Annotated in this window: 19 protein-coding genes; 9 read left to right on the plus strand and 10 right to left on the minus strand. The window is 54.9% G+C overall.

Going from position 1 to position 26,174, the window contains the following annotated elements:
* Window positions 1-17: 17 nt before the first annotated feature.
* Entirely contained in the window at window positions 18-968 is a 951-nt protein-coding gene (locus AC3I65_RS12135) for a site-specific integrase (RefSeq protein ID WP_488523775.1), read from the minus strand.
* 195 nt (window positions 969-1,163) lie between these two features.
* Here AC3I65_RS12135 and AC3I65_RS12140 point away from each other — a divergent pair, with 195 nt between their 5' ends.
* Window positions 1,164-2,135 (plus strand): DNA-binding protein, encoded by a 972-nt coding sequence (locus AC3I65_RS12140; RefSeq protein WP_488523776.1) that lies wholly within the window; start codon window positions 1,164-1,166, stop codon window positions 2,133-2,135.
* Between the two features lie 30 nt (window positions 2,136-2,165).
* On the opposite strand, the gene AC3I65_RS12145 is transcribed toward AC3I65_RS12140, so the two are convergent.
* The 4 genes from AC3I65_RS12145 to AC3I65_RS12160 all read right to left on the minus strand — a co-directional run bounded on the left by AC3I65_RS12145 (window position 2,166) and on the right by AC3I65_RS12160 (window position 8,580).
* Window positions 2,166-4,337 carry a DEAD/DEAH box helicase gene (locus AC3I65_RS12145; protein WP_488524306.1) on the minus strand — a complete coding sequence of 724 codons (2,172 nt, stop codon included), beginning with the start codon at window positions 4,335-4,337 and terminating at the stop codon, window positions 2,166-2,168.
* A gap of 43 nt (window positions 4,338-4,380) precedes the next feature.
* The gene (locus AC3I65_RS12150) at window positions 4,381-5,676 is read right to left on the minus strand and encodes an ATP-binding protein (RefSeq protein ID WP_488523777.1); all 1,296 of its coding nucleotides are present in this window, start codon (window positions 5,674-5,676) and stop codon (window positions 4,381-4,383) included.
* The gene (locus tag AC3I65_RS12155) at window positions 5,673-8,093 is read right to left on the minus strand and encodes a tellurite resistance TerB family protein (protein WP_488523778.1); all 2,421 of its coding nucleotides are present in this window, start codon (window positions 8,091-8,093) and stop codon (window positions 5,673-5,675) included. The genes AC3I65_RS12150 and AC3I65_RS12155 overlap by 4 nt, the downstream gene beginning before the upstream one ends.
* A gap of 334 nt (window positions 8,094-8,427) precedes the next feature.
* Complete coding sequence (locus AC3I65_RS12160; protein ID WP_463900757.1) at window positions 8,428-8,580, minus strand: hypothetical protein; 153 nt, start codon at window positions 8,578-8,580, stop codon at window positions 8,428-8,430.
* Between the two features lie 101 nt (window positions 8,581-8,681).
* On the opposite strand from AC3I65_RS12160, the gene AC3I65_RS12165 reads away from it, so the two are divergent.
* Window positions 8,682-9,089, plus strand: a complete 408-nt coding sequence (locus tag AC3I65_RS12165) for a hypothetical protein (protein ID WP_488523779.1) — start codon at window positions 8,682-8,684, stop codon at window positions 9,087-9,089.
* Here AC3I65_RS12165 and AC3I65_RS12170 read toward each other — a convergent pair.
* Together AC3I65_RS12170 and AC3I65_RS12175 are read right to left on the minus strand one after the other, a co-directional pair.
* Window positions 9,046-9,447 (minus strand): helix-turn-helix domain-containing protein, encoded by a 402-nt coding sequence (locus tag AC3I65_RS12170; protein WP_488523780.1) that lies wholly within the window; start codon window positions 9,445-9,447, stop codon window positions 9,046-9,048. The genes AC3I65_RS12165 and AC3I65_RS12170 overlap by 44 nt on opposite strands.
* Before the next feature lie 815 nt (window positions 9,448-10,262).
* The gene (locus tag AC3I65_RS12175) at window positions 10,263-11,339 is read right to left on the minus strand and encodes a hypothetical protein (RefSeq protein WP_488523781.1); all 1,077 of its coding nucleotides are present in this window, start codon (window positions 11,337-11,339) and stop codon (window positions 10,263-10,265) included.
* Between the two features lie 269 nt (window positions 11,340-11,608).
* Between AC3I65_RS12175 and AC3I65_RS12180 the strand changes: the two genes are divergently transcribed.
* On the plus strand, window positions 11,609-14,140 hold the full coding sequence (locus AC3I65_RS12180) for a UvrD-helicase domain-containing protein (RefSeq protein WP_488523782.1): 2,532 nt from the start codon (window positions 11,609-11,611) through the stop codon (window positions 14,138-14,140).
* A gap of 132 nt (window positions 14,141-14,272) precedes the next feature.
* Here the strand turns inward: AC3I65_RS12180 and AC3I65_RS12185 are convergent, their stop codons facing one another.
* Both AC3I65_RS12185 and AC3I65_RS12190 read right to left on the minus strand, forming a co-directional pair.
* Entirely contained in the window at window positions 14,273-15,478 is a 1,206-nt protein-coding gene (locus AC3I65_RS12185) for a hypothetical protein (RefSeq protein WP_488523783.1), read from the minus strand.
* Window positions 15,479-15,732: 254 nt separating this feature from the next.
* The gene (locus tag AC3I65_RS12190; protein ID WP_488523784.1) at window positions 15,733-16,005 is read right to left on the minus strand and encodes a hypothetical protein; all 273 of its coding nucleotides are present in this window, start codon (window positions 16,003-16,005) and stop codon (window positions 15,733-15,735) included.
* Between the two features lie 371 nt (window positions 16,006-16,376).
* On the opposite strand from AC3I65_RS12190, the gene AC3I65_RS12195 reads away from it, so the two are divergent.
* Together AC3I65_RS12195 and AC3I65_RS12200 are read left to right on the plus strand one after the other, a co-directional pair.
* The gene (locus tag AC3I65_RS12195) at window positions 16,377-17,720 is read left to right on the plus strand and encodes an RES family NAD+ phosphorylase (protein ID WP_488523785.1); all 1,344 of its coding nucleotides are present in this window, start codon (window positions 16,377-16,379) and stop codon (window positions 17,718-17,720) included.
* A 181-nt stretch (window positions 17,721-17,901) separates the two neighbouring features.
* Window positions 17,902-18,594, plus strand: a complete 693-nt coding sequence (locus AC3I65_RS12200) for an ImmA/IrrE family metallo-endopeptidase (RefSeq protein ID WP_488523786.1) — start codon at window positions 17,902-17,904, stop codon at window positions 18,592-18,594.
* Between the two features lie 127 nt (window positions 18,595-18,721).
* Here AC3I65_RS12200 and AC3I65_RS12205 read toward each other — a convergent pair whose 3' ends face one another.
* Window positions 18,722-19,087, minus strand: a complete 366-nt coding sequence (locus tag AC3I65_RS12205) for a histone-like nucleoid-structuring protein, MvaT/MvaU family (protein ID WP_488523787.1) — start codon at window positions 19,085-19,087, stop codon at window positions 18,722-18,724.
* Window positions 19,088-19,344: 257 nt separating this feature from the next.
* Between AC3I65_RS12205 and AC3I65_RS12210 the strand changes: the two genes are divergently transcribed.
* The 4 genes from AC3I65_RS12210 to tnpC all read left to right on the plus strand — a co-directional run bounded on the left by AC3I65_RS12210 (window position 19,345) and on the right by tnpC (window position 26,159).
* Window positions 19,345-23,292, plus strand: a complete 3,948-nt coding sequence (locus AC3I65_RS12210; protein WP_488523788.1) for a YobI family P-loop NTPase — start codon at window positions 19,345-19,347, stop codon at window positions 23,290-23,292.
* A gap of 591 nt (window positions 23,293-23,883) precedes the next feature.
* Window positions 23,884-24,216, plus strand: a complete 333-nt coding sequence (gene tnpA / locus AC3I65_RS12215; RefSeq protein WP_488523789.1) for an IS66-like element accessory protein TnpA — start codon at window positions 23,884-23,886, stop codon at window positions 24,214-24,216.
* Window positions 24,213-24,422, plus strand: coding sequence for an IS66 family insertion sequence element accessory protein TnpB (gene tnpB, locus AC3I65_RS12220; RefSeq protein ID WP_488523790.1), 210 nt, complete (start codon window positions 24,213-24,215; stop codon window positions 24,420-24,422). The genes tnpA and tnpB overlap by 4 nt, the downstream gene beginning before the upstream one ends.
* 207 nt (window positions 24,423-24,629) lie before the next feature.
* Complete coding sequence (gene tnpC / locus AC3I65_RS12225; RefSeq protein ID WP_488523791.1) at window positions 24,630-26,159, plus strand: IS66 family transposase; 1,530 nt, start codon at window positions 24,630-24,632, stop codon at window positions 26,157-26,159.
* The last annotated feature ends 15 nt before the right edge of the window (window positions 26,160-26,174 follow it).

Below are 26,174 nucleotides of genomic sequence, written 5' to 3' on the forward strand. Positions count from 1 at the left end.
GGCGACCTACTCTTTGGTCAGGTATGGGGCACGAACTTAGGGCTTGTATTCCGCAGCGCCAAGCCTCCAAACGACGTGCCCGCATCGACATAACGCAGCGCCGACTTCATATCCTTCCAGCCCACATAGCTCATCAGTCCTTTGATGTCCCATCCATTGGCGGACGCCCAGGTTGCAAAGCCACGCCGCATTGAGTGACTGCTATACAGTTCAGCTGGCAATCCTGCCTCTTCGAAAATGCGACGGAGCACGGGTATCAGGCTATGCGGTTGCATGGCTTTCCCTGAGAGTTTCCCCCAGCGATCAATCCTCTGGAACACTGGGCCCTTCGCAATGCCGGCAACTGTTATCCAGCTGATGTAGGCCTCCACGGGGCAAAGCATTTTAAGGGCCGGCGTCTGGAACGTGGTTCCTTCATGCTGGCGATCACCCTTGGTGTAAGGCAGAAAAAAGGTAATTCCTTCACCACTTATCGCTTGGGTGTCCTCCACCGTAAGCCTGGCCAACTCATCGCCTCGAAAACCCCGCCAGAACCCGATTAAGATAATCGCCACCGAGCGACGGTGACGTACCAGCGTTTTGTAATCTCCCCGTTCAATCGCAGCTGCAGCTTCCCCTTCAAGCCAGGTGACCGATTGTTCTAGGTGCTGGAGCAGCAGTGGGGCGGCCTGTTTCACCTTTGCTGGATGCACGACCTTGATGCCCTTGATCATCTGGCGAACATCAGGCGTTTTGGTTGGATCAGGGAAGCCCTGGGTGATGTGCCATTGCGCAAGGGCTGCCAAGCGCTGCTTCAGAGTGTTGATGGAGAGTTTGTCGGCGTACTCCGCCAAGTAGCGAACGACGCCCGCGCCGGTCGTGGGCAGGTACCCGCCCCAAGTCACTTCGAAGTGCTCGATCGCCGCCCGGTAACTTTTTCGCGTGTTCTCTCGGGTGCCGGCGCTTAGGTACCGATCTGCCTTTTCCATCGTGCTTTGCCTTCCAAAACGGAGCGTTTTGCTTTTTCTGCGCTGCAAGGAGGCTTTCTGAGAGCAGCAAATAGTCAAGAAGCCATAACTACCTATTATATCTTGCCAGAACATAGAGATAGAATGAATTTATACGTGATAAAGTGGCACGTAATTACATGATACGTTAAGCAGTACGAAATCATAGGAGGGATCATGGCTAGAGGCGGTATTAACCTAGTGCTTGTGCGCAACGCTCGTGAAGCATTGGTTGCCCGAGGCCAAAATCCAAGCATTGACGCGATTCGGATAGAACTTGGAAATACCGGCTCAAAGACGACAATTCAGCGCTATTTGAAGGAGATAGAGACTCGTGACCCTCGCCCATCCGCTTCTTCTTCAAGGCTCAGCGATGAGCTGACTGAGCTCGTGGGCAAAATGCTGGAGCGCTTGCTGGAGGAAGGTAGCGAGGCGCTGGCGCATGAACGCAGTTCATTCGATCTTGAGCGCAAGGCGATGAAGCAGGAGGTCGGTACACTTCAAAGTCAGCTAGACCAAGCGGAAGACGAGATCGCCACGCTGCAGTCAGCCCTGCAAACGCAGGATGAGGAGCTCAAAACGACTCATTCCTCACTGCAGACCGAGCTCACACGCAACGCCAGGCTCAGCCAGAGCTGCACTGATCTAGAGGTTCGGGTTGGTGAAAAGGATGCGCAGATCCAGTCCTTGGAGCAAAAGCATGCGCACGCCCGGGAAGCACTCGAACACTACCGCGCTTCGGTGAAAGAGCAGCGAGACCAGGATTTGAACCGTCACGAGTCCCAGGTCTATCAAATGCAGCAAGAGCTGACCGTCCTGCAGCAGACACTGATGATCAAGCAGGAGGAAATCTCCCGCCTGATCAGGGATAACGAGCGCTTCATTGCTGAAAATCGCCAGCATGCCAAAGAAGCCTCGGAACTTCGTGAGACAGTAGAAACTCAGCGTGGTGACCTCGGCATTGCCCATGCGGCGATTGCTAGAGCGGAAGGCGCTAAGGAACTGCTCTCCCAACAATTGGAAGCCAAAACCAAGAAGGCTAGTGACACCATGGCGGAGGTAGCCGCAGGGAAGTTGCGAGAAAGTGAGTTGATTCAGAAGCTAGCCAATGTCGAAACGGCCCTCGAAAAAATGGGCGACGGATCATAGGAGAGAATCGTCATGTGCATTCGCCGCACCTTACGGTTTCAGACTGAGTAGTTGCGCAGTGCTGACTGCTGCCTGGAGGTCGAGATGGCTCGAGGCAAACGACTTCATGAGGAGCGAGCGGGGAAGGGCCCAGTCCCACTTCTCTCGGATCATGTTTTCGACGTTTTCCAAGATCGGCTTTACATCAGAGACATCCATTTGACCGACCACGCGCAACGCTCGCAACGTGTCTTCCGCACCGAATGCAACTTCCAGGAATAGCCCGGTGTTTTCACACTGAATGCCCACATGCCTGAGCAACAAGGCCAGCGCATCGTTGGTGTAGTCTCCTCGCCAGGTCGCCACATGACTTACGCTGGCAGAGCCAATAATCGCCGCGTCACCCAAACCGAGGGCACGGAAGTTATTCCGAGCCTCATCGAGGAGCGCTTGAGCGTGTTTGTCCAGGAAAGGACAAGATGTGGTCTCCATCAACACGTTTCGCATTTCAAGCCTGACACGATCATCCACCTGCGCACCGAGTCCATCAAACTGAGGGGGCTCGCCGCCCCGCGCCGGTGTGACCACGATCACCTTTGCTTCGAGGTCGACATCCTGAACCTGCCAACGCCTTCCGCCGAAGATGATGCGCTGTCCCTTGGTCAGGGGTTTGCTGACGGGCAGCGAGCCAAGTGGCTTCCCATCCCGAAGCAAACGAAACTCTTCATCGCTTGTGAAGGCGGTGTAGAACTCATAGTGGTTGATCAACCGCTCCCCGAGTTCGCCTGGTAGTAGAAGTCCTGAGCTGTCCTGGACGATCAATTCCTTCTCACCCATACCCTTGAGCAAAGCCAGGAAATCAGGCTTGGTTACGCTCGCAAAACTGCCGCTTGCTATGAGATTTCCCCATAATTGCGCCGCCGAGGCACCGCCGAGCTGAGCAATCGAAGACAAACACTGCTGCACCAGTGTCGAGGCGTGTAGGCCTCCTGATCGAGGCGGCTCAAACCATCCACTAATCAGCAAGCGGATCATGGCGACCGTTTGGACAAGGCCCTCACGTAACTGATCGGAGAGATCCGACTTATCTGTTAAAGGGCGCTCCCGGCAGTACGCCCTGAGCATCGCAGGCTCACCGGGTCGACGACCAGAGCGGCCAAGCCGTTGCCTGAGACTTGCCACAGAGGGTGGACAGCCGATCTGTGCGACCGTCCTGATGCTACCGATGTCTATACCCAGTTCCAGGGTGGTAGTGCATACGGCAGAAGCTGGAGGATCTCCCGCTTTCAATGCCCGCTCGGCATCCTGGCGTAGCTCCTTGGACAAGCTACCGTGATGCGGCCAGAACTCGTTCGGCACACCATCGTTTTCGCACAGTGAGCGCAGACGGTCGGCAAACCATTCAACCTCTTGGCGCCTGTTGGGGAAGATCAGGTTGTTATGCCCCCTCAGCACCTTATACAGGTGACCTGCGATAGCCACTTTGGTACCTGAGGTGTCCTCTTTCTCTGCGCCTTCATCTGTTGACGCATTCACCGGGTGTTCCACCACCAGCTGCTGCATGGGCTGCTCAATGTAGCCACGCACCTGTACCTGAAGCTCTTGGCCAGAGGACTTTGACTCAATAACCGTGATGTCATCCGGACGCACTGGCCTAAGGAACTTGCGGGCCAGCGACATCTCACCAAGAGTCGCCGACAGCCCTACACGGGGCAGGGTTCTACCTACGACGATTTCAACCCGTTGCATTAGCGATTGCAGCTGCTTTCCACGCTCACTTCCGATGAAGGCATGAAGCTCATCGACGACGATGTAGCGAAGGTTCTGAAAAGCCCCTGGTAAGCCTGAGCCTCTGTTTACGAACAGGGCCTCTAGGGACTCCGGAGTGATCAGCAAGATGCCCTCAGGCGATTTCAAAAACCGTTGTTTCTTGCTTGCTGCCACATCGCCATGCCAAGCAACGACGGGCAGTTCGAGCCTCTCACATAACCGGCTAAGCCTGTCCCACTGGTCGTTGATCAGCGCCTTGAGCGGGCTGATATACAGCACCGCGCCGGCTGGATCACTGTTGTTGAGCAGGTTGGTCAGGATCGGCAGGAATGCGGCCTCTGTTTTACCTGCGGCAGTGGACGCTGCAATGATCACATCGCGATCGGCGCCCACCAATGCCGGTACCGCCCACTCCTGCGCATCACGCAGGGACGTCCACCCCTGTGACCAGATCCATTGCTGAACCTCCGGGTGTAAACGCTCGAACGAAGAAGAGTCAGAGCTTGAAGCTGGCGAGCTCATCGTCGGCCTCAACTTCTAGATCTTGCTGCCCGGCCTCATCCTTGGTCAGCTCCACGGCGCCCAATAAGGTTCGCCAATCCGCGGTAGGGTTTTGCTCGATCACCGCGAGCAAGTTGATGAAAGCCGTAATGGTCGTGCGCGGCGTCCGGAAATATGCCTCGCCCAAGCGCTGATTACAGTGTGCCATGAAAGCGGGGATGGCTTCATCCGGCAGCAAAAACTTCTCAGGCTCACCGTAGGCGTAAACATTGCGCAGCTTCTGCAAAAGCACGTAGAAGTCTTCAGGTGTCAGGCTGCTGAGTCGAATGACAGGCCCAGAAAGGTCGACCAGGCCAGACTTAGCAAAGCTGTTTTCAGCGAGGCGGGATTGCAGGGCAGGGTAGCTGTAGAGCCCCCGACGAGTGTCCATCAGAAACTCTGGTGTGCCGCCCAATACAAAACCCAGGCCTTCAGCGGAACCCTGCAACGAATCGTTGAGGATGCGCAGAATCTGCTCGTAATTGGCGTTACGGGCCTGGGTGTTTGCCAGTTTGTACAGGTTGACCAGTTCATCCAGGCATACCATCAAGCCGCCGAAACCAGCCAGGCGTACGAATCGTGACAGCAATTTCAGCTGGTCGTAGACAGAAGCATCATCGACGATCGTCCGCACGCCCAGAGCAGCGCGGGCGTCAGTCTTGGTGGAGAATTCCCCGCGTAGCCAACGAATGGCGTCAGCCTTGAGCTGCTCGTTACCTTCCTCGAAGCCGCGGCAGTAGGCGGCAATGACGTCGGCAAAATCATACCCATTGACCATCTCGGTGAGCTCTGCCAGGTACTCACGAATGACCGCCTCACTCTCGACACCTTTGGTCTTGGCTTCCGTTTTAGCCTGGGAGATGAACTTCTCAACGATACCCTGCAGAGCGCCGCCTTCTGGCTTGGTGCGGGTGGCCATGTTTTTGGCCAGCTCCGAGTAAAGTGAGCGCGCTTGGCCACCTGAAGCGTGAAGCCGGCGGTCTGGATTCAAATCGGCGTGCATGGTGACAAGCTTGCGCTCCATGGCGATGCCGCGTACTAGGTTCAGGAAGAAGGTTTTGCCCGCGCCGTACTCGCCAACGACGATGCGAAAAGCCGAGCCGCCATCCGCGAGACGATCCACATCTTTGAGCAGCGAATCGAGTTCACCCGCTCGACCTACCTGGATGAGATGCTGCCCAACACGGGGCACTACACCCGCACGCAGCGATTGAATGACCGCGTCGCGATCCTTGGCTCGTATCTTACTCATAGGGCTAACTCATCCAGTATGTCGGGATTGATTTCGATCGGATCATCACCTTCGGTCACGGGCATGTCGAACAGCTCAAACGCTGTGTCGTTGATCCGTTCCAAGGCGCCGTCCAGCATCAGTTCCATGTCACTGGCCGCGTCCTCCAGCTCGGCACGACTCCACTCAGGCCGTGAAACCAGAAGCCGAAGGAACGCTGAATGCTCGACGTCCAAACCGTGTACGGTAGCAAGCTGTTCGGCGGTACATTCTTCCTGCCGTTGGGGCGCCTCGGGCTCCAGAGTGCTAGGCGTCTCAGTCAGCGACTCTTCATTGAAGACGCTGGCCAGAAGCGCCGACACTTCTGCCGTTTCTCGTTGCAAGCGAGCGACCTTGTCCATGTCCAGTGCAAAGCCAGAGCCTGTGCTTTCTGATGTCTGTTTCGCAGTGGTCAGCGCGGCATTCGCAGTCAGTGCCTCCACTCCATGGGAGGGACGAACAGCTGCACTGTGGAGGTCGCTGTAGACAAACTGCGGATCAAGAGCGAGCGACTTGTATACGCGCTCAAGGAGCTTAACTTCCTGTGGCGTCACCTCGCCATCCGCTTGTGCCAGGTGGGCCAGGAAGCTGGCAATTTTCCGCTTGGCCTCGTTCGTCAGTGGCTCAAGCTTCTTCTTGAGGCTTGCCAGTGTCGGCGGTTGCTTCAGTTGAATCTGGAGGTGCGCCTTCAAGCGTTTTCGATGCGCGACGCAGAGGTGATCCCATGAGTCAATGTGGCCTGACAGTAGACTCACCTCTTCTAGCGAAGTGTCACCGTCTGCCGCAGCCACTGCACTGGCCAGGTCTAAAGTCACTGCTGCAGCGCTGTAAGCATCGGTCGACCGAAGAGTGCCTTCATCAGAGTCCGCTGCGAACAACGCGATGGTGTCTTCTGCCTTGGGCGTACGGCTGCCAGAAAGCACATCGGGCTCCAATCCGATTCGCTTGCTTTCCAAGGCCCGTGCGAGTGCCACGACTTTGTCGCGGGAAAGCGCGCCGGCGGATTTGAAACGGCCTGCCAGCTCAGCGAAACTCATGCAGATAGTTTCGCCGCCGACGCGTTGTGCCAACTGTTCGAGTTCGGCTTTTGCTTCAGCAGGCCAGAGTTCTGTTGGCAACTGCAGGATGGCTTCCAGACTATATCCAGCGTCTGGGTTGCGCCCCAGATATCGACTGTAAGCGTCTAGAACGGTGGTGCATTCTTCCACTATAACCTGCAGCTTGTTACGCGTTCCTGAGGTTGCGGCGACATCGGGGAGGTCGCCCACGGCTGCTGCCGGGATGCTCAATCCGGAAGAAGCGGGGCGATAGGCAATCTTCAGCTTGGTCTTGTTCTGAGGAAGCACAATGCCGTTGGGATAGCGTTTTGCGAATTGGTTTTTGAAGAGCGCTGCGAATTGCTCAGGACAACGGGTCACAGGTGTGCGTCTGGAAATGTTGGGCTCTGCGAGCGCCCAGGCCAATGCCCAGCTCGGATTGAGAGGGTATTTATCCACGGCCATCTGACCCAGCGCGACTCTCAGTGACATGGGCAGCTCGTACCCATCTGCGGCACTGGCAATCGGTTCACTCATATAGCTCTGAGGCTGAACAGAACCCGCGTCGATATGGGCGAGAAAGCGGGTAGCGTAGCCGCGGAAAGAATGGTTGTCGCCGTAGAGACCAAGCAAGCGTTCGACCTCGGCCTTGATGGCAGCAATCTCTACCTTAGCCTGAGGATCGCTCGGTGCATCGATCAGCGCGCGGCGTTCCAGCCCGTAAAAAAACAGGAACACGTATCCCGCATCCGCAGGCTGGCGGCGACCTCCTGCCAACCATTGCAGATACGCTCGCCGCGCCTCAGGCGTGATGCTTCGGTAACTTGGCCAATAGGGCATCTGCCGCTCGGTAAGGCTCATGGGTGAGCGTGCGACTCGAAGCGTTGCATCAATCAGGGACGGTTCAGTCTGACCGAACTGGGTTGCCCGCTCGGTGATGTAGAGCATTCCACCCGGGATAGCCAATCCGGCCACGGTGATGGACTCACCTTCTGCAAGCCAGCGAACGCCCATGGGCTTTGCACCTGGCTTTGGGATGGCGTAGCTCTGACTATCGCTGGACGAACCGACTTGGACAGTATGGAAGTCTCGCTCGCGGGTACTAGTGCCGAACTGGACGGTGAGACTGGGGGAGGTTGCCTGTCGAGATTCAGCGGCGATCTCCGCAACAATGTCATCCTCAGGCGCGTAGGGCTTTGCCTGGGTGGCGCGTCTGACGGCCCATACCAACGCACTTACGCCCAAGATAACTCCAAGGGCGATCCACGCTTGCTTTGGAACTTGCGCCAAAAGGGCAACAACGAATAACAAGGCGTACAGAGCGATCGGCCCGCCGCCGCTCCCTTTGCGCTTCCGTGGCATATAAGTATTCCGTACAGTTCGGTAATGGCCAGATGACATTCTTACGGATTTCACGAGGCGGGCCAAGAGGAATAGACGAAGGGAGCGCTGGGGCAAAATTACTTAGACGGATCCCCAACAGAGCCATCTGCTTACAAGGCTCTGTCAGGGCTGTGTTGCGGGAGGTGAAGGGATCGTGCCGCTGCTCTTCATACGCCTAGCTTTCCGGCAGACCATAATCTTGACAGCGTCTCGCGATGGTGTGAGTAAAGCCAAGAGCACACATGTGCTCTTCGCGCCTCAGGCGCCTCAACTGGTCGACTCAGGCAGCTTTCGACAACGTCTCTTCTGCACTTCAAATAGCGTCTTCCAATGCAGCGATTAGCGCCTCCAAAGCCTCAGCCAGGCGGGCGTCTTCACGGGCATCTCCGCTTTCAGGAACAAACTCTTGGCAGTGTCGTAGCAGTGCGTCGCGGTCGTTATGGTTCAGATCAAGTTGAATGTGCATGTTCGAAAATCCCTAGATGGTTGAACTGCACCCGCCCCCTGGCGCTCAAGCACGCTTTGGTCGAATATTGCGCGCCGATTGGAAGCGAGGAGGACAGGGCATTGAAGGTTGAGCAGGAAGCGCAGGTGTGGTTGTGCGCCGCTGAGCACTATCGTGGTTCTCTCATGGCGATAGCGGGTGATGCAGTCGCGAGCTACCGCCGTAAACCGGGCCTGGACAGTTTGACTCGCATCTACAAGCAAGACGTTGGCGCCGTAGCGTTTGCAGTGCTTGAGCGCGTCCTGCCCAGCGCGGATTTGCCGCGCACCAACAGCAGCTACATCCCTGTCCGGGAACAGTTACGGTCGCATGTGATTTATCAGGTGCTAAAACGCCTTGTAGTAGAGAAGGCCGTTCCAGTTGAGCTTACGGATATCCTGTTTTCGATTGATCTTGGACTCTCACACTCGGCGATCTCAACCTCTGCTACTCGGCAAAGCACAGTTCAGCTTGAGATGACGGGTAAATAGCCTTGTGCCGGCGTGCCGATGAGGGCTTTGTTATGCAGATAGGAGTCGCTGATGAGACTACCAGGCCGCTGAACGCGCCATTGGTCTCCAAATCTGCAACGTCAGCTTTCAGCTGCTGTACCAAGGTATCAATTGGTTGACCGCTCTCTACGCTCAACGTCAGTGTGAGAAGGGTAAAAGGGCTGAGCCCCATCGCATCACCTATCGCAGTCAGCTTCTCTACCGTAGGGCTTGATCGGCCGTGTTCCAGCTTGAGCATGTAGCCACGGCTGCTCGCTAAGGCCATATCCTTATGCGTCAACCCGCGGCTAATGCGCATGGTTTTCAGTACAGTGGCGAAAGCTGCTTTCAGCGACATAGATGCTCCGGGCCAATGTCAGGCGAGAAAGGCCCGCAAACTATTTTCAGCGGAAATACCCGACTAGAGCATCTGACAGTACCACAGAGACCTTTCCGCCAGTCTCAACGGAGAACTTTTCAGGCCAGCATCGGGATAACCCTGCGGCTTCCTCGGCGGGGATTGCCCACGACCATCGCGCACCGCGCTCTAGTTGTTTTCACTGATTAATCTCATGGAATCAGTGAATTTCTCTGTATTTCAACTATTTTTCTGCATGCACCCTTGAAATTTTTTTCGCGAGACGGAGTTCTATATTTGAGGACAAGAAAAAAGCGAGAGGTGTGCAGCCACAGATGATCTGCAAGATTCACACACGGTTTTGCCGGTTCGGTTTTTGCTTTGACGGTTTCGAGATTTGGCCTCGATGCCAGGCTCGCATCTTGATCGCCCCGTAGGGGCTGAGGGGAAATCGCCTTCTTCGCAGCCATTGGCTGCGCTTATGCTTTGACTACAAACCAACACGCCAAATTTTTTAAAAATGGTATGCACCAGTCTTCATCACTTAGGGGTATCCGCGCGCAGACCGTTCCGTGTTCTCGATCAAGATGGTTAGTCAATTGCATGGACGTAGCGGGAGTCGAAATCACATACGTTTTGATCACACCATGTACTCAAACACACCCTACGGGCCAAACTTAATCAGTACTGATACCCCTCACTCCACGCGTGCGGCACTGGCAGTATGGTAACGGGGCTGGCCATCTAGCTCAATGAAGCCCTGATGCGCGCATTACAGATATATCAAGGGCGAGGATGTGTCGTACATACTCAGCTCACTCAGCAGACGTTGACGCAGAGCATGCTCGGGCTTCTTCATGTAGTTGAAGCAACTCTGTGTAGCTACCACGTCTCCCTCTGCGCAGACACGACCATCCCCATTGGAATTCCCGTTGGTCGTGGGCCCCGCGCTCGAAAAGCGCTTCCGAGAAGGTTGGTGCGACGAGGTCGTGCTGGAAAGGCCTTCCCATTGCAAAAAAAATGTCGAAACCTGATGTGACATCCAGCAGCTTGGCCATGACTCTAGTCCGCGTGCTCCAGGGCAAGGATTTCCCTGCACAGCGTCGGGTGCGATAGACCAGGGTGTTGAGCGTGGCCGAAGCTTCGACGTACTCCTCAGCAGAGAGAACGACGCGGTGGTGCACTGGCATAGCAAGTGAGAGTATCTGATCGATTAGGATTTGCAGCAGCGGGTGGGCAACCTTCATGACGTGCAGATCCATCGCCATCATGATCATTACATGGTGAAGTGCGTAGCAGACCCGGTTGGTATGAACCGCGCCGTCTTGTACTGATTGTCGAAGTATCCAGACCAAACACGCCAGCGCGTCCAGATTTGCCTTGCGCTCAAGTCTGTTCAGCAACACAAAGGTGATAGGTAACCGAGCGCTTTGGATCAAAGGCGCATCATCGTCAGGCGAAAACATCGCAGCTTGCACACTCGGAGCCAAGGTTCTCAGAAAGCTGTCTCCCTTCAACACCTTTTGATCGCTGAGATCCAGCACGCGCCACAAGGGGTGATCAAGGTCTCGCGCTGATCCAGGACATTTTTCCTCGATCTTCCTAACCAAAGTAGGTTGGGGGCGATGTATGCCGTCTTCGTAGCGTATCCACTTGTTCCGATAGCTGCTGATGGAATCGCTCTCGCCTCTGATGAACGAGCTGGGCTCGAAGAAATGTTCCAGGCTGTACGCCGTGGTTAATCCAGTACGCCGGCGCAAGTTTTCGTACCAGAAACGGATCGACAGGCTCTTCAGCGATTCATGTCCCGTTGCAGGATCCACATGCAGAAGTTTTCGCATCGGTTGGCGAAATCGTCCAATCGTTTCATAAATTCCATTTAAATCAATCACCTGAACCTCAGTGGCTTGCAATTTCTACAGTAAGAAAACAGAGGCATTTTACGGCTCGTATAACGATCCGCACCCCATTAGGATATCTGCTAACCGCTTAAAACTGCGGGTTTCGGCCTGTGAATGAGGCGACTTCCGCCTCCGCCATTCGGCCGAAAGCGGCGCCTCAACGCCAGTGGGCATTTTCAATGCCTGGCGTGACGAGTTCTAGGTCTTGATGGCCAAAGACACTTTAAAGACGGGCATGATTTCAGAAATTGGAGCTAGCAGTGGGAACGGTCGAAAACGTCAACAGAAGCAGTGAGGCGCCGCCTATGCAGGTGCCCAAAGGGATGTGGGCCCGCGCACTAACCACAATCGCCAGCGCAGTCCTGCGCGCACAGGACGTCCATGACAAGAGTTCGTGGGAACACGGTTCTCGCCATGGATATCACCGCGGATGGAAAGGCGGCGCTGAGGCTGGCTACACGAAAGGTCGAGCCAAGGGTAACAGTGAAGGGCATGAAGCGGGAACTCAAGAAGGTCTTGAGCGAGGCCTGAAAGAAGGTTTCGAAGCCGGGAAGCGAATCATTGAGCTGCGTCCAGGGAGGCCTGTCGAGGTGAAAGGCCCTCAAGTTGATCGAAATCTCTTCGAGGACTGGAGATTCCCCATCACAGATCAGATTCAGCAAGAGGTGAGGGAAAAGGTTGCTGAATATCTGCCTAATCAGCAGCCCACTGCTGACCAATGGAACATGATCTTTTCCAAAGCACCCTCTACCTGCATCGTTGCTGGCGCCGGTAGCGGCAAATCGACAACTATGGTTTTGCGGTTGCTAGTTCTGCACAAATATCTGGGCATTCCTAAACACCATATCGCCGTCGTGACCTTTACCCGAGAGTCCCGCAGGGACTTCAGGCGAAAGCTGACTGAGGTTTTCCAACTATGGGGCATAACACTTTCCGAGAAGGTAACCGGCCAGATCGTCCGGACGTTTCACTCTCGAATCCTTGACTTCATTCGCTGGAGCCAGAATCACAAGGAGGTTTCGGCGTTCGAGTTTTTCAGCGCCCAAAAAGCTGAGGATAGTGAAGGCGAAGAGGAACTGGAAAACGTTCTTGACATCCGCCTCACTACAGACCAACTCGGATTGCTAAATGCGGCGTATCAAGAGACCTACGAAGCCGACGCCACGTTCCGCGGTCTCATCACTAAGTTGGTGAGTCGGGCGTCCAAGCTTGATCGTCTGAATGCCAAATCTGCTGAAGCCCGAAAGCGGGCGGATAAAATAGGCGAGTGCGCTGAACGCGACGCGGAACTGACTCAAGCGCTAGACCATCTGTGGCGCCAGTCCGGCTACTGGCCAATGCAGGACGTCACACCAGGGCCATTCCCTCTGGAGTTTAATGGTCACAAGTTTTACGCTAATGGATACTGCGAAGCGCTCAAAGCCTACGTTGTTCTGGGTGTTGGTAAAAACGATCGTCGTTTGGTTTTGCCTTCGAACCAAAAAATGAAGCTATCAGGCGCTACCACCATGAAGAAGACCTTCTTCCAGGTGCACTGCGACAAAGGTGTCATTTTCCTTGATAATTACGCAGAGGCCGCTTCAACACTCGATGTGCTAAGGGGGTACGTCACCAGATGCCCGAAGTTTCATTATAAGGTCGAAGGTGAACTCAGTGAGATGCCCGTCATGCAAGCCTTCCACTCTACCGCATCATTCCTAGAAAACTTGGGATTGGACGTGTCCGAAGCAGTTGATCGGATGAGGTTTCCTGAAGGTAGCAGTGATTCGATCTTCTTCCATGCCTTGGCGATTTTCTGGCCGGCCTTTAACGATTTTCTCGAGCGCCAAACTCCATCGATATTTACTTTCAACAAGATGTTCGAGATGTTCGGCGAACGCGGAGCGGACAACCTCAAGCAGTTACCCGACGAGGTATTGATGCCGATGCTCCACCTTCTGGTGGACGAGTTTCAGGACTGTGGCGCAAACACGATCTCTTGGTTACGCGCCGTATTCAAAGAGGCGCGCAGCCGAGGGTTGCACGTCTTGACGGATACGGCGATGTACCCAGGGTCGCTCATGGCGGTCGGAGATGACTGGCAAAGTATATATGGCTGGCGCGGAAGCTCTCCTAAGTTTTTCAACGATTTCGAGCACTACTTCCCTTCGCCAAGCACAACTCACGTGCTTATGAAGGAGAACTACCGGTCTCAGCAGATGGTGATCGACGCTGCAGAGAGTCTTGTTCAGCATCAATCTACCGATGATCAGAAGCATGGGATTGCCTCCCATCCCAAGGTAAAGCATTTCGCACATCCGGTGCAGGTACTTAATCGGGATGATCGGCTGCTCGTCGAGTTCGTTGAGCACCATTTCGATCACGGCCAGACGATCTTGGTGTTATATCGCAAGAACGAAACCAAGCGTGAGGTGCGTGGAAAACTCAGGGCACTGCTGTCTCGTGCGAAGAGACTCGATCGTGCAGACGATATCAAGCTACTGACCTACCACGGCTCAAAAGGCTTGGAAGCTGATGCTGTGTTTCTTGTCGGGGATTGTGCACAGCTTTCGACCTCCCCCCATCGAAATATGGCGTATCAGCAAGCTGAACTGGGCGAGGAGGGGGATCCTAGGCCCTATGATACGGCGCAAGGTGAAGAGACCTTGCGCCTTGCGTACGTGGCCATTACCCGCGCCAAGCGACACTGCTATTGGTTTGTTGAATCGACATCAGCACCGAAGGGTGGCCTGATCAGCGCGCTAGCGCGCGTCCCATTCAAGCAGCTGTTCTTTGAGGATTTGAGGGCGTGAAGTGCAGCCTTCACCTCTGCACAACGGGTACACGCAGGGGTGAAGGAAGGTATGTCGATAGACGCTGTCACCGCTAGAGTACTTGACTTTGTGCCGGGTGAAGTGAGTGCATTTACATTCACGCCAACTTATTCAGTAAGAATACTGCGCGTCTTGCATCATCTCGTGAATTGTTGACATGCGCTTACTATCTTTAAAGCGTTCGGCCGTCAGAAGCTCTGTCAAAGCACCACGCATGAAGTAGTTTACAGTCAAGTTGTCGTTGGACATTTCTTTATCCCCGCCATGTACTATCGCCGACCGCATTCCATAAACCTTTTTAGTCAGCTTTGCAATCTGCTTTCTAGCGTTAACATCTTTGGCGACAATGAACGCAAAAAGGTCGGCAACGTTTTGGCCAATGCTTTTCTGGAAGAGAGCACCATCATTGTGAGAGAACAGAACTTCCAAGGAAATGCAGGTGTAGAGGATCGAGTTTCGTATATCCCTGGTCGACGCCGACTCACCAAGCGCTAAAGCAGTGTTCAGAATACGTGCTTCCAAATCCTGCAGCTTTGTGCCTGCATGTTTGCGCTCGTAAAGCCCCCAAAGCTTTCCTAGCTCTTCACGGGAAGTGAAGAAAGGATTGTTGACTGGGATTTTCTCGATGGTTTTGTTTCGAATATCACCGGTGGACATGAAACCATTTGAATCACGAATCTGGTAGGAGTCGGTGCTCACATACATCAGCTCATGAGACATATCTGGCTTTAATGGAAGCCCAGTCTCAATTAGTATGCTTTTGTCTTGCTTTCCAGCAAGGAAGACGATAAGTTTCGCAAAGTTGAGAAATGCGTTTTCGGCCTTTTCGTAGGCGATTTCTTTGTCGTACACATCGCTTATCGTCGTGCTTATGTACATCCCGTGTTGGTTGGCCATTGGCATTTCCAAATCTTGCAGATAACCAAACTGAAAGCATGCCAGCTCGAATTTCCGCATGCCTTGATCCAGGCGAATGCCAGAGATTGGAACCGTGACCGTCATTGAGGTAGATTCTTGCTCCAAAAGCTCAGCGAAGAATACTTCGGCTGACTCTGGCACTTCTCCAGAGCGCTTGATTTTTGCTAGACGATCCTCAATGAATTTGTAAATGGTCTTACGGCTGAATCGACCGGATACTGTTTCGTTATCGATGGCAAGCGCTTCAAGTAGTATGAAGTAGGACTTACTGTCCGTTGTTGCAACTGATGTGCCATCGAACGAAGCCCAAGATTTATACGAAGATTCGTTAAGCAGAGAGTCGGTGTCAACAATTTTCAAGAGCCCCATCATAGCGCTCATTTTGCCCAAGAAATTCAACGCGGTACTCCTTTACAGGTCAGGTTTCTGCGGCCATGCACGTACTGGGCGCGCACTGCAAATCTATCACTCAAGCGTTACAAATCATCGGTACTTCAATGTCTCAAAATGATTCAGGAGTGATCGCTTTGGTAAAGCGCACACTGTAAGGCGCTTCTCGTTTGGGAGTAGAGGAAGGCTGGAGTCCGTCAGATGCGGCTCCCGCCGTATGTGGCGTAGTCCTTCGTCACAATTGCCGCCGCTTCAGAGGCGACCTAGTGGACGGTGTTGTCTTTGGAGCTGTCACCGAAGTCGCTGATACCTCGAATGACGAGGACAGGCACTTCGTGTTTACTGCAGGCATCGTACATCCCATGAGCTTCCATCTCTGTGACACACGCTTCGTCGTGGAGCCCCCTGAAGCTTTTGAAAAGCTCCGGATCTCGAATCAGCAATTCGCCTGATGCGACGGTTGCAGGGGACACCGCGAGCCTGGCAGAAACCTTACCTGCCTTGGATTTGGCCGGCATTGAGAATGCCCAGTTCATCCGCTTGCGCTTGCAGGCGATCCGGAAGAGAAGCGGTAACGAAGTAAGCGTTCATATCTTGAAGTGTAGGGAGGCCAGGTCGCTGGGTGTCCGGCCGTGGAGCAAGCTTACCGCCATCTAGTGCAGCTCCGCCCTCGTAGTACACACCGCGCTCGGAAACGATGACTTCACCCAGGCTCATCTAATCTCGCAGGCTCGCAGCGATGCGCTGCCTGACGATTACCTTGGGGTCGTCAAGGAGCTGAGCTTCAGTAGAGAGGGCAGCTCCCAAGCACTGGCAAGGGCAGCAGCCGATGGGTAATGCTTAAATCAGCGAGAGGCCTTGGACTAGACGTAGATAGGCGCCGTGTAATGCAGCAAAGGAGCAAGTGATGCGTCAAGTGGTGTGTACCGATTGCCTTACCGAAACCTTCCTGCAGGATCATGCTTCGGAGAACGATATCAGCGAGTGTGACTACTGCGACCGAGAGCTCCCAGTCATGGACATGGATGAGCTGGTGGAACTCTGCGAAACGGCAATCCACGCCTCGTTCCGTGAGGTTCAGCAACCGAATTCAGTGATTCATCATGGTTACCCACCGATCGGTGAAAGTCTGTATGACGTGCTGGAGCGCATGCTGGGTTCCGATGAGACCCTGCTTTCTGACATCCATGAGCGCTTGCTCGACTCTTGGAGTTGTCCAGATGATGACGATCCTTGTTTCGAAGAGGAAACAGAGGCTTCGTCCGAGTTGACTATCGGTTGGCGGAAAATGGAGCACAGCTTGAAGTTCGAATCGCGGCTGGCAAATCCCTTGGTGGGGTCAATCCTGACAATGGTCTTCGACGGCATAGAAGATCTGCGCTCGGTGGACGACCGGTCAGCCATTGTGATCGCAGGCCAAGGTTATCCAATCTCGTCATTCCAACGGGGTAGGGTGTTTCAGGATGAGCAGAGCATGGAGGAAGCGCTGACGCACCCTGAAAAGCATCTCGGCCCGGTACCAGGAGGCAAGGGATCTCCTGGCCGAATGAACGCCAAGGGAATTTCGGTTTTTTACGGCGCAACAGATGACCACACGGCAATTGCGGAGGTGCGCCCTCCCGTTGGCAGCATGGTAGTTACCGCGCGGTTCGACGTAATCCGGCCTCTGAGGCTTCTCAACCTGAACGACCTGGCTTCAATGCGTCCGCATCGGGGGTTGAGCTACTTCAATCCAATTCGCAGGAGCCTCACCGAACGCTGCGCGTTTCTGAAAGACTTACAGCGCCAGCTGACGATGCCAGTTATGCCGGACTCTGCGGAAAGCGGGTATCTGATCACGCAAGCTATTGCCGATTTCCTAGCAACCCATGAAAAGCTGAATCTTGACGGTATCTTATTTCCCTCTGTGCAGGTGCAACAGGATACGTCACCGGGGCGGAACGTCATTCTTTTCCACAAGGCCAGTGGGGTAGAAAGGCTCGAGGACACACAAAAGGCTGAGTATGTGAGTCTCTGGGAGCCGGATGAAGATAGGTTGGTGTATTACCCAGAGTTCTGGGAAGCGAAACCTAAAGACTCAGATCAATCCTCCCGGTACGTCCCTCTGGTACCTCCGCCGGAGCCAAGCCTGCGTCTAGCTCGAGACGGCATTGTGATTCACAAAATCCAGGGAGTCCGCTTCAGCACCGAGATCGACCCAGTCCACTATGTTCCTTGGTCGAAGGACAGGAAATATCATGGGTTTCGATAGCGTGGCTGGTTACTAACGAGAGCTCGGATCTTGTAAGGGATCTCGAAACCCATCGGAGTTTGGCGGGCCATTACCGGCCGTACCGTTCATCGGCAAAACCTATACATTGGGTTAGGCATATATTGAAAACACTACATATTGGGCTAGATTGTGCTTGAGAGCCTACATCTGGTGTTTTGCCATGAACGAAGCGCATATCGAGAAAGCAGCGACCGATCTGCTCATGCAGATTTACCGTGATCGCCGTTACCTGTGGCCAGATCAAGATATTCCGCCGATGATGATGCGCAGCCCCCGGATCGCTGCCATGGTCTGCGGCTACGACTACCACGAGCATCCCACCCTGGGAGACACCCAGTTCAATCGGCACAACACCGGTACTCGTATCGCGGGCCTGATTGACCGTCAATCGAACAAGATCGCCGTCGCGACTGAGTTTGGTGACAAAGTCCAGCTCTTCACCGGCGCGCATGAGATCGGCCATCTTGTGCTCCACGAAGACACTGTCATGCACCGCGACCGCGCTTTTGACGGCAGTATTCTGCAGGCACCACGTGCACCTGCAGAGCGACAAGCCGATCGCTTCGCCGCCTGCTTCCTCATGCCTCAAAAACTGGTGAGGGAACGGTTCGAGTTCATGTTCTGCTGCAAGGGCCAATTGCGCTTCAGCGACGTGATTGCCTATCACCTCGACCCCAACAATCCGGATCGGCTTCTCTACTCCCCGAAAGAGTCGGGAGAACGTGAGCTGGCGCTGGCGCGATGCACCCGATTTAACAACCTGCACCTAGTGTCACTGGCCCAGCAATTCGGTGTCTCGGACTCGGCGATGGCCATCCGGCTCAAGGAGCTGGAGTTGGTACGGTGGCCTTAGAGCGAGCAGGGCACCTGGAGCGTACAGTAGGCGGGAGTTGTAGGGGCGCCCAGAGAGGAATCACTGTTCAAGGTAAATAAAAAAAGGGGTCTTTACGAGGCCCCTTATCTTTGCTCATGAGGATTTACTACGCTAACCAGCTCTCGACTTCGTCGGCACCATGCTGGCTTTTCCACTCTTTCAAGGTCTTGTGGTTACCACCCTTGGTCTCGACGCGCTCGCCCGTATGTGGGTTCTTGTAGACCTTAAGCTGACGGGGCTTGCGGCTGGACTTTTCAGCCACAGCGGCTGGTGCATGTCGACTGGCAGATTGTGGGTCAAGAATGGACACGATATTGCGCAGGCTGTAGCCGTACTCCGAGAGCAGGCTACGGAGTTTTTTTTCAAATTCGATTTCGCGCTTAAGGCCATCATCGTTTTTGAGGGTCTCAAGTTCGGCCAGCTGAGCAGCCAGTTGTTGCTCCAGGGCACGGAATTCGGCGAGTCTGGACATTTGATACTCCTGTATATGGTGCGTCGAGTATAGGTGTGGGGCTACAGGCCATCAATGTGCGGATCGTGCAGAGGTAAGCTAGGGCTTAGCTCTTGCCTGGTGAACAAAGGGTTCGCAGGCGAAGATAGCGGTGAGCTATCATCCCAAACCTCGTATCAGGCTCACCGGAAGTTCACCTTCCCGCTCAGACCCAAGATCGATCATTCAGTCTTTGGCAGATGAATGCCTGGTAGCCGCCAGCCTGCTTGGAGACACGGATGTTCATTCGCTTGCGCGCCATCTATCACCGGGCATTACATGCCTATATCGTCTGGAACAACGAGACTCGCCGCAAGCTGGCCGCCCTGAAGCGATACCCTTGCGCGGTCGTCGCTGCTTATAAGGCCGCATATGCGTTCTTGGCCATACCTACTCATGAAAATCTGTTTCAGCCGCTAACCCCTGTGCTCATTGAGCCTGCGAAGATACAGCGGTATGAACGTGAGTTATTGAACGGTCTGAGGAACGATCAAGTCAGGAACATCGCTATTACGGGGGAGTACGGGGCAGGGAAGAGCAGCGTGCTTCGCACCTTCGTCCACCGCCACCCAGAGTTTGTCTACGCGTTTGTTTCGTTGGCTACCTTCGGCAAGGATAACGAAATCTCCGGGGCGTCTGAGCTTGTTAGCGATACCGACGTGGCCTCGGACTCTTCGCGGCCCTCTGAATCCTCCACCAAGGCAGGGCAGGAATCTAAATCCGAGGCAAACAAGGCTGAATCTGATCTCGTTGCTCGGATTGAGGAGACGATCGTCCAGCAGCTCCTGTACGCCGTCCCAGCAAAGACGCTTCCCAAGACCCGCCTTAAGAGAATCGATCAGGCTTCCGGCCTGAAGATTTGGTGGAAAACGCTCTGCTATAGCGTCCTCATTCTGGCTGCGCTGAGACTGTACGTTCCTGTGGCAGAGAAGCTGCCCAAGATTGAACCAGCCTGGCTCCTGGAATGGCTGCTGTGGATCCCGAGCCCGCTCGCCGTCGGAATCGCCGCGTTAGGGTGCATACACCTGCTACACACGTGCCTGAGGCTGGGTTCGCTGTTCAGTATCGATGGGTTGACGCTCAAAGGTGGGAAACTGGAGACCACCCACCATGGCTCCGTCCTGCACAAAAATATCGATGAAATCATTTACTGCTTTGAACGCAGCAGCATTGACGTGGTGATCATTGAGGATCTCGACCGGTTCGGCATCCATGACGTGTTCACCCGATTGCGAGAGATCAATTTCATCATCAAGCAATCACCTCAGGTGAAACGCCCCGTCTATTTCGTCTACGCGCTGCGCGATGAAATGTTCGTCGTCGGCGAGAAAACCAAGTTTTTTGACCTCATCGTCCCAGTGATCCCCGTCATCAACTCGGAAAACTCCCAAGAAAAGATGATGGAGCTGCTGAACCATCGAACCTTCAAATCGAAACCTTTGGGCGAACACCTCGACCGTCGACTGGTGGAGACGGTCTGCTACTACATCGATGACCTCCGGCTGGTGAAAAATATCGTCAATGAATTCGATATGTTCTCAAATATCCTTGCCAGCGGCCTACGCCTAGAGCCAGATAAGCTGTTTGCGATAGTCGCCATTCGCAATTTGCATCCCGGCGCGTACGCCGACCTGGTCAAACGGCGGGGGGCGATCTATGGGGTCATCAAGGGCCTCGATGCCTGGAAAATCCAGCAGAACAGCGTCCACGCCAGACGGCTTGACGAGTTGCGACGTGAGCGGGATGAGCGAGTCGCCGAACTGGCCAACAATGTTACTGAGCTGAGGGCCTACGTTTGGTTCACGCTTCTTCGATTGACCGATTCCAGCCTCGCGACTCATGTCCGAGGCGGTGGTACCCGGTACACGCCGCAGCAATTCGTAACCGACGAGGTATTCGACTTACTGAAGAGTAATGCCACGACCCTCACAACGGATGCCGTGCAGCAATATGGGCAGACGACTAGTTACGCCTCTCGGGACGTCTCAATGACTGAGCTGCTCAATGCTACATCCTATGAGCGGCGCCATGCATTGCTAGGGCGACGACTTAGCACCATCGCGGACGAAATCGCAGCGGTGCAGAGACAATCGGATCAGGTCATCCGGATGTCCTTCTGTACTGCCGTCAAAAAAGGCTATGGGGATGTCGTAAGAAACAAACTTCCAGGCTTGAACGTCGTGAGCTATCTGATGCTGCATGGTTTCCTAGACGCCGACTACACGGACTACCTTGGTTATTTCTATCAAGGTTCGCTGACACCTGGTGACAAAGATCTGATCCTTTCGCTGAGACGTGGTGTGCTGCCTGAGGTATCCACGCCTGTCGATAGCCCGAGTACCGTGCTGGAGAAGCTTAAGAGCGACGAGCTCGACGAGGGCAGGGGGATCATTGTCGATTTGATCGCCTGTCTCAGCGCCCGACCAACCTCGTTCGTAACTAACTCAGCAGATGCCCAGCTAAGCCACATACTTAAGAGCGGCCTCAACGAACACCCCGAACGGATGGCCGTCGCTGTACGCGAACTTTTGAACCGAACAGAAGCGACTGAATTTATCCGCGCCGTGTACCGCCTCGAACCCAAACTGTTTCAGAGCCTTTTCGACGCTAGGGACACTGGGGACGCTGGCGGCGTGTTTGATGGAAGCGAGGCCCGTCAGTCCCTCGTCAAAGTAATCGCCGACAACCTGTCAGAATCCGACTTCAAGATCCTGGCCGATGACGCTTCAACGGATCTGGTTCCTACGATCGATTGGCTGGAAGATGCCTCGCGACTAATGTCAGGATTAGAGAGCAATGTGGGAGCTTGGGCGTGGCTCAGGGCTTACCCAGTCCGGTTTGCATCACTGGGCCATATGATGAGTCTCGCAGACCTCGAAAGGCTGATCGCCTGGCGCTGCATCAAGATCAACCTGCCAATGCTATCGCTGATATGCGCGAAGTCGGAAGCTGGGCGGGATTCTAAAGAGGCCAAATCTGATCCTGCAGATGCGGGCATCGTGTCTCTGCGTAGACTGCAGACTTTGGGCATCAATGGGCTCGGTGATTATCTGCTATCTCACGCCGATGAGCTCGGTAGCGCATTGCTAGGTCAGTCTGCTGTCCTGGATGAATCAAGCGATTCTTTGGCCAGTTTATTAGCAGAACTGGACTCAGATGACGACCTGACAAATCGACTCTTCGATCACACGACCTGTGACTTGCACGCACTCAATGACGCCCCAAGACATCTTTGGGGTAAGGCACTTGAAAGTGATCGCCTGGTGGCCAAAGCTGACGCTGTGTGGATCTTTTTTGAGAAACTCATTGCACCAGACGGCCACGTTTCGGGCGAAGAAATCGGATCGGAACCCACAACGCGGTTCACCGCCTTCATCGCTCGGAATGCATTGTCTCTCAAGGGGACGCTGTGGCAGTCAACGAGCGCAGACTGGGCGCTGCAGCAGTATCTTCTGAGCTCACCCAGCATCAGTAATGACGTGCTCAAGGTATTGCTCGATGGAGTCGTGCTCCAAGATCTATCAATGATCAAAGCGGTCTTACCTGCGGGGCGCTGGGTCATGCTGGTGGCCTCATCATTCCTTCCATACAGCTCGGAGGTCAGGGACATCGTATTGAGTACTTGCCCACACCTCGAAGGCCACTACCTGGCTGAGCGGTGGGATCTAGCGAAGGCAGAGATCGATATCGGCTCGCTCCAACTCGACTCGATGCTCACGCTGAGCAGAAGCAAAGCGTTACCACTCACACAGAAAATTCAGATGTGGTCAGGGCTTAGCTTGGAGACGATTGAAAGCAAACCCGAAGCGGTTCCTGAGATCGGCCGTGTATCTACGCTAGCCAACCAAGCTGGCGAAAAGTTTGCTGATTCGCTGACGCCTGTGCTGCGACATCTGGTTCGCAACGCAAGCCTCACCCCGGAACAGCGCTCTGAAATGCTGACACAATGTCTGGCTGGGATGAAGTGGCCGGACGTTGCTGCAGCTCTTGGGTTGCTCGACGATGAGGACTTCAAAACCGTGAGCGCGAAGGTCAAGAAGATTAAGGTAAGAAACACTGAGTCAAACCAGAGGTTGGTGGGCGCGATGAAATCTGAGGGGTACCTGGCAACGGTGACACCAGAGGACGACGTCATCATCGCAACTACCAGGCCTTCATCCATGACATCTGAGAACGGTTGGCTCTAGCCTGACCGTTGAAGGTAGCAGCCTAGCGACCACCATACAGCGTCGCCTGGGTTCACGATTTCTAAGCCGCTCGTCCAGGCGTTCATTGAAATGTCTGGAGAGTGAGCGAGGATCGTTTGCGAGGCTTATGCCTTTAGACCCTGAGTTCCAGCTACGGTCGTGTGGGGCTAACGAAGCAGAAGCTCACAAGCGATCGGCGACAGAAATCTAACGCCTTCGTCTTAAGGCCGGCCATTTCTATCAGCTGCCATCGATTACCAGCTGTACAAAGCTGGTTATTTGTGTGGGCTGGTGCATTGACCAGCACAAGGGTACGTCTTGACCGGCAGAAATCGACCCATTGCAGACATTCGCTAACGACTGCAAATAGCTGATAGTCGTCATTCAGGCGCCATCATGACTGAGAGCGTCACCTTGATGCACTCTTCGTTTTTGTCGATGGCTTCCAGGGCTCCGCGCACGTTGTCAGCGACATCGGCTGACCCGCGGTAACCGTCCGGGCAACACATCTTCCTGATGCCATCGGTTAAGGCGATGGTGTCCACCTAAATTTAAGTGGACACCATTTTTAGCCTTTTTAAGCGGACGCCCATGCCACAAGAACGCCGTTCCTATTCCAAGTCCTTCAAGGCCCAGGTCATTGCTGAGTGCGCCCATCCTGACACTTCAATTGCCAATGTCGCCTTGACCCACAACCTCAATGCAAACCTCGTCCATAAATGGATTCGGGTGCATGCGCAGAAAAACCTGGCACTGCAAACTGCCTTCATCCCGGTCAAGACTTCGCCGCCGGTGCCGATGCATCAGGCCCTTCCTGCCACGATCCGAATCGAAGTGCCGCATCCAAAAGGTGTAGTCGTGGTGAGTTGGCCAGCAGAAAATGCAGCGGCGTGTTCTGCTTTCCTACGAGACCTGCTGCGATGATCCGCGTCGATTCCATCTGGCTCGCCACCGAGCCCATGGACATGCGCGCCGGCACTGAAACCGCGCTCGCACGAGTCGTGGCGGTGTTCGGTGCGGCGAAGCCGCACTGTGCCTATCTGTTCGCCAACCGCCGCGCCAATCGAATGAAAGTGCTGGTGCATGACGGCGTGGGGATTTGGCTTGCCGCCCGGCGTTTGAATCAATGACGCTTCTTCTGGCCGGGTGTGCGACACGGCTCCGAAGTTGAGTTGGATGCCGAGCAACTTCAGGCCCTGGTGCTCGGTTTACCTTGGCAGCGCGTCGGTGCAGGCGGAATCATCTCGATGCTTTAACATCTGCCATGGCGTGCTTGCCAGCGCAATTGGCCCATCAGTCTATCGTCGCCATCAGCCCTCTCTGGCAAAATCGGCGGCATGACTTTGCATCCAAATCTCGATCAATTAAACCCTGAACAACTGCGTGCCCTGGCGGCGCAGTTGATCCAGCGCGTCGAGACAATGGACAAGCAAATCACTCATCACAAGTCGGTCAACGAGAAACTGGCCCACGAGATCGCGCTGCTCAAACGCTTCAAGTTTGCCAAGCGCAGCGAGCAGTTGAGCCCGGGTCAAGCCAGCCTGCTCGACGACTTGATCGATACGGATATCGCCGCTATCGAAGCCGAACTTGAGGCGCTGCAACCGGCACCTGTCGAAGCCAAAGTGCGCCAGCAACCCAAGCGCGCACCGCTGCCACCGCAGTTTCCTCGCACACTGATCCATCACGAACCGGACAACAGCCACTGCCAGTGCGGCTGCGCCCTCAAGCGCATCGGCGAAGACGCCAGCGAAAAGCTCGACTACACGCCCGGCGTATTCACCGTCGAGCGTCACATCCGTGGAAAGTGGGCCTGCGAGCAGTGCGAAACGCTAATCCAGGCGCCGGTACCGGCGCACGTCATCGACAAAGGCGTCCCGACCGCAGGCCTGCTGGCCCACATCATGGTGGCCAAGTTCGCCGACCATCTGCCGCTGTATCGCCAAGAGACAATCTTCGGCCGCGCCGGGCTGCCCATCGCCCGTTCGACATTGGCGCAGTGGGTGGGTCAAACCGGCGTACAACTGCAACCGCTCGTGGAAGCACTGCGCGAGGCAGTGCTGGCCCAGCGAGTCGTCCATGCCGATGAAACACCCGTGCAGATGCTGGCACCGGGTGAAAAGAAAACGCACCGAGCGTATGTCTGGGCCTACTGCACGACACCATTCTCGGCACTGAAGGCGGTGGTCTATGACTTCAGCCCGAGCCGTGCTGGCGAACATGCGCGCAACTTCCTGGGCACTTGGAACGGCAAGCTGGTCTGCGATGACTTCGCAGGCTACAAGGCCGGCTTCGAAGGGGGCATCACCGAAATCGGCTGCATGGCCCATGCTCGCCGCAAGTTCTTCGACCTGCATGTGGCGAACAAAAGCCAACTGGCCGAACAGGCGCTGCACTCAATCGGCGGCCTATACGAGGTTGAACGAAAGGCCAAAGAGATGAGCGATGAAGATCGCTGGCGATTACGTCAAGAAATGGCGATTCCTATCGCGGAGAAGTTGCATGAGTGGATGCTGGCTCAGCGCGAACTTGTGCCCGAGGGCTCGGCCACGGCCAAGGCTCTGGATTACAGCCTGAAACGCTGGGTAGCGCTGACGCGCTACCTCAATGATGGTGCTGTGCCCATCGACAACAACCGGGTCGAAAATACGATCCGGCCTTGGGCCCTTGGCCGTTCGAATTGGCTCTTCGCCGGATCACTGCGCAGCGGTAAACGAGCGGCGGCAATTATGAGCTTGATTCAATCGGCACGCATGAATGGGCATGATCCGTTCGCGTATCTCAAGGATGTACTGACGCGGTTGCCGACACAGAGGGCCAGTGCAATTGACCAATTACTACCGCATCAATGGGCACAGGGCTCCTAACACGCTATGAGCTAC

Source organism: Pseudomonas sp. N-1-13, from assembly GCF_057787095.1.

Excerpts from the sequence above, each read along its gene's own strand:
- tnpB (WP_488523790.1), top strand. The coding sequence starts at position 24,213 with ATGATCCGCGTCGATTCCATCTGGCTCGCCACCGAGCCCATGGACATG.
- AC3I65_RS12160 (WP_463900757.1), bottom strand. The coding sequence starts at position 8,580 with ATGCACATTCAACTTGATCTGAACCATAACGACCGCGACGCACTGCTA.
- AC3I65_RS12200 (WP_488523786.1), top strand. The coding sequence starts at position 17,902 with ATGAACGAAGCGCATATCGAGAAAGCAGCGACCGATCTGCTCATGCAG.
- AC3I65_RS12135 (WP_488523775.1), bottom strand. The coding sequence starts at position 968 with ATGGAAAAGGCAGATCGGTACCTAAGCGCCGGCACCCGAGAGAACACG.
- AC3I65_RS12155 (WP_488523778.1), bottom strand. The coding sequence starts at position 8,093 with ATGCCACGGAAGCGCAAAGGGAGCGGCGGCGGGCCGATCGCTCTGTAC.
- AC3I65_RS12150 (WP_488523777.1), bottom strand. The coding sequence starts at position 5,676 with ATGAGTAAGATACGAGCCAAGGATCGCGACGCGGTCATTCAATCGCTG.
- tnpA (WP_488523789.1), top strand. The coding sequence starts at position 23,884 with ATGCCACAAGAACGCCGTTCCTATTCCAAGTCCTTCAAGGCCCAGGTC.
- AC3I65_RS12140 (WP_488523776.1), top strand. The coding sequence starts at position 1,164 with ATGGCTAGAGGCGGTATTAACCTAGTGCTTGTGCGCAACGCTCGTGAA.
- AC3I65_RS12205 (WP_488523787.1), bottom strand. The coding sequence starts at position 19,087 with ATGTCCAGACTCGCCGAATTCCGTGCCCTGGAGCAACAACTGGCTGCT.
- AC3I65_RS12210 (WP_488523788.1), top strand. The coding sequence starts at position 19,345 with ATGTTCATTCGCTTGCGCGCCATCTATCACCGGGCATTACATGCCTAT.
- tnpC (WP_488523791.1), top strand. The coding sequence starts at position 24,630 with ATGACTTTGCATCCAAATCTCGATCAATTAAACCCTGAACAACTGCGT.
- AC3I65_RS12190 (WP_488523784.1), bottom strand. The coding sequence starts at position 16,005 with ATGAACTGGGCATTCTCAATGCCGGCCAAATCCAAGGCAGGTAAGGTT.
- AC3I65_RS12195 (WP_488523785.1), top strand. The coding sequence starts at position 16,377 with ATGCGTCAAGTGGTGTGTACCGATTGCCTTACCGAAACCTTCCTGCAG.
- AC3I65_RS12170 (WP_488523780.1), bottom strand. The coding sequence starts at position 9,447 with ATGTCGCTGAAAGCAGCTTTCGCCACTGTACTGAAAACCATGCGCATT.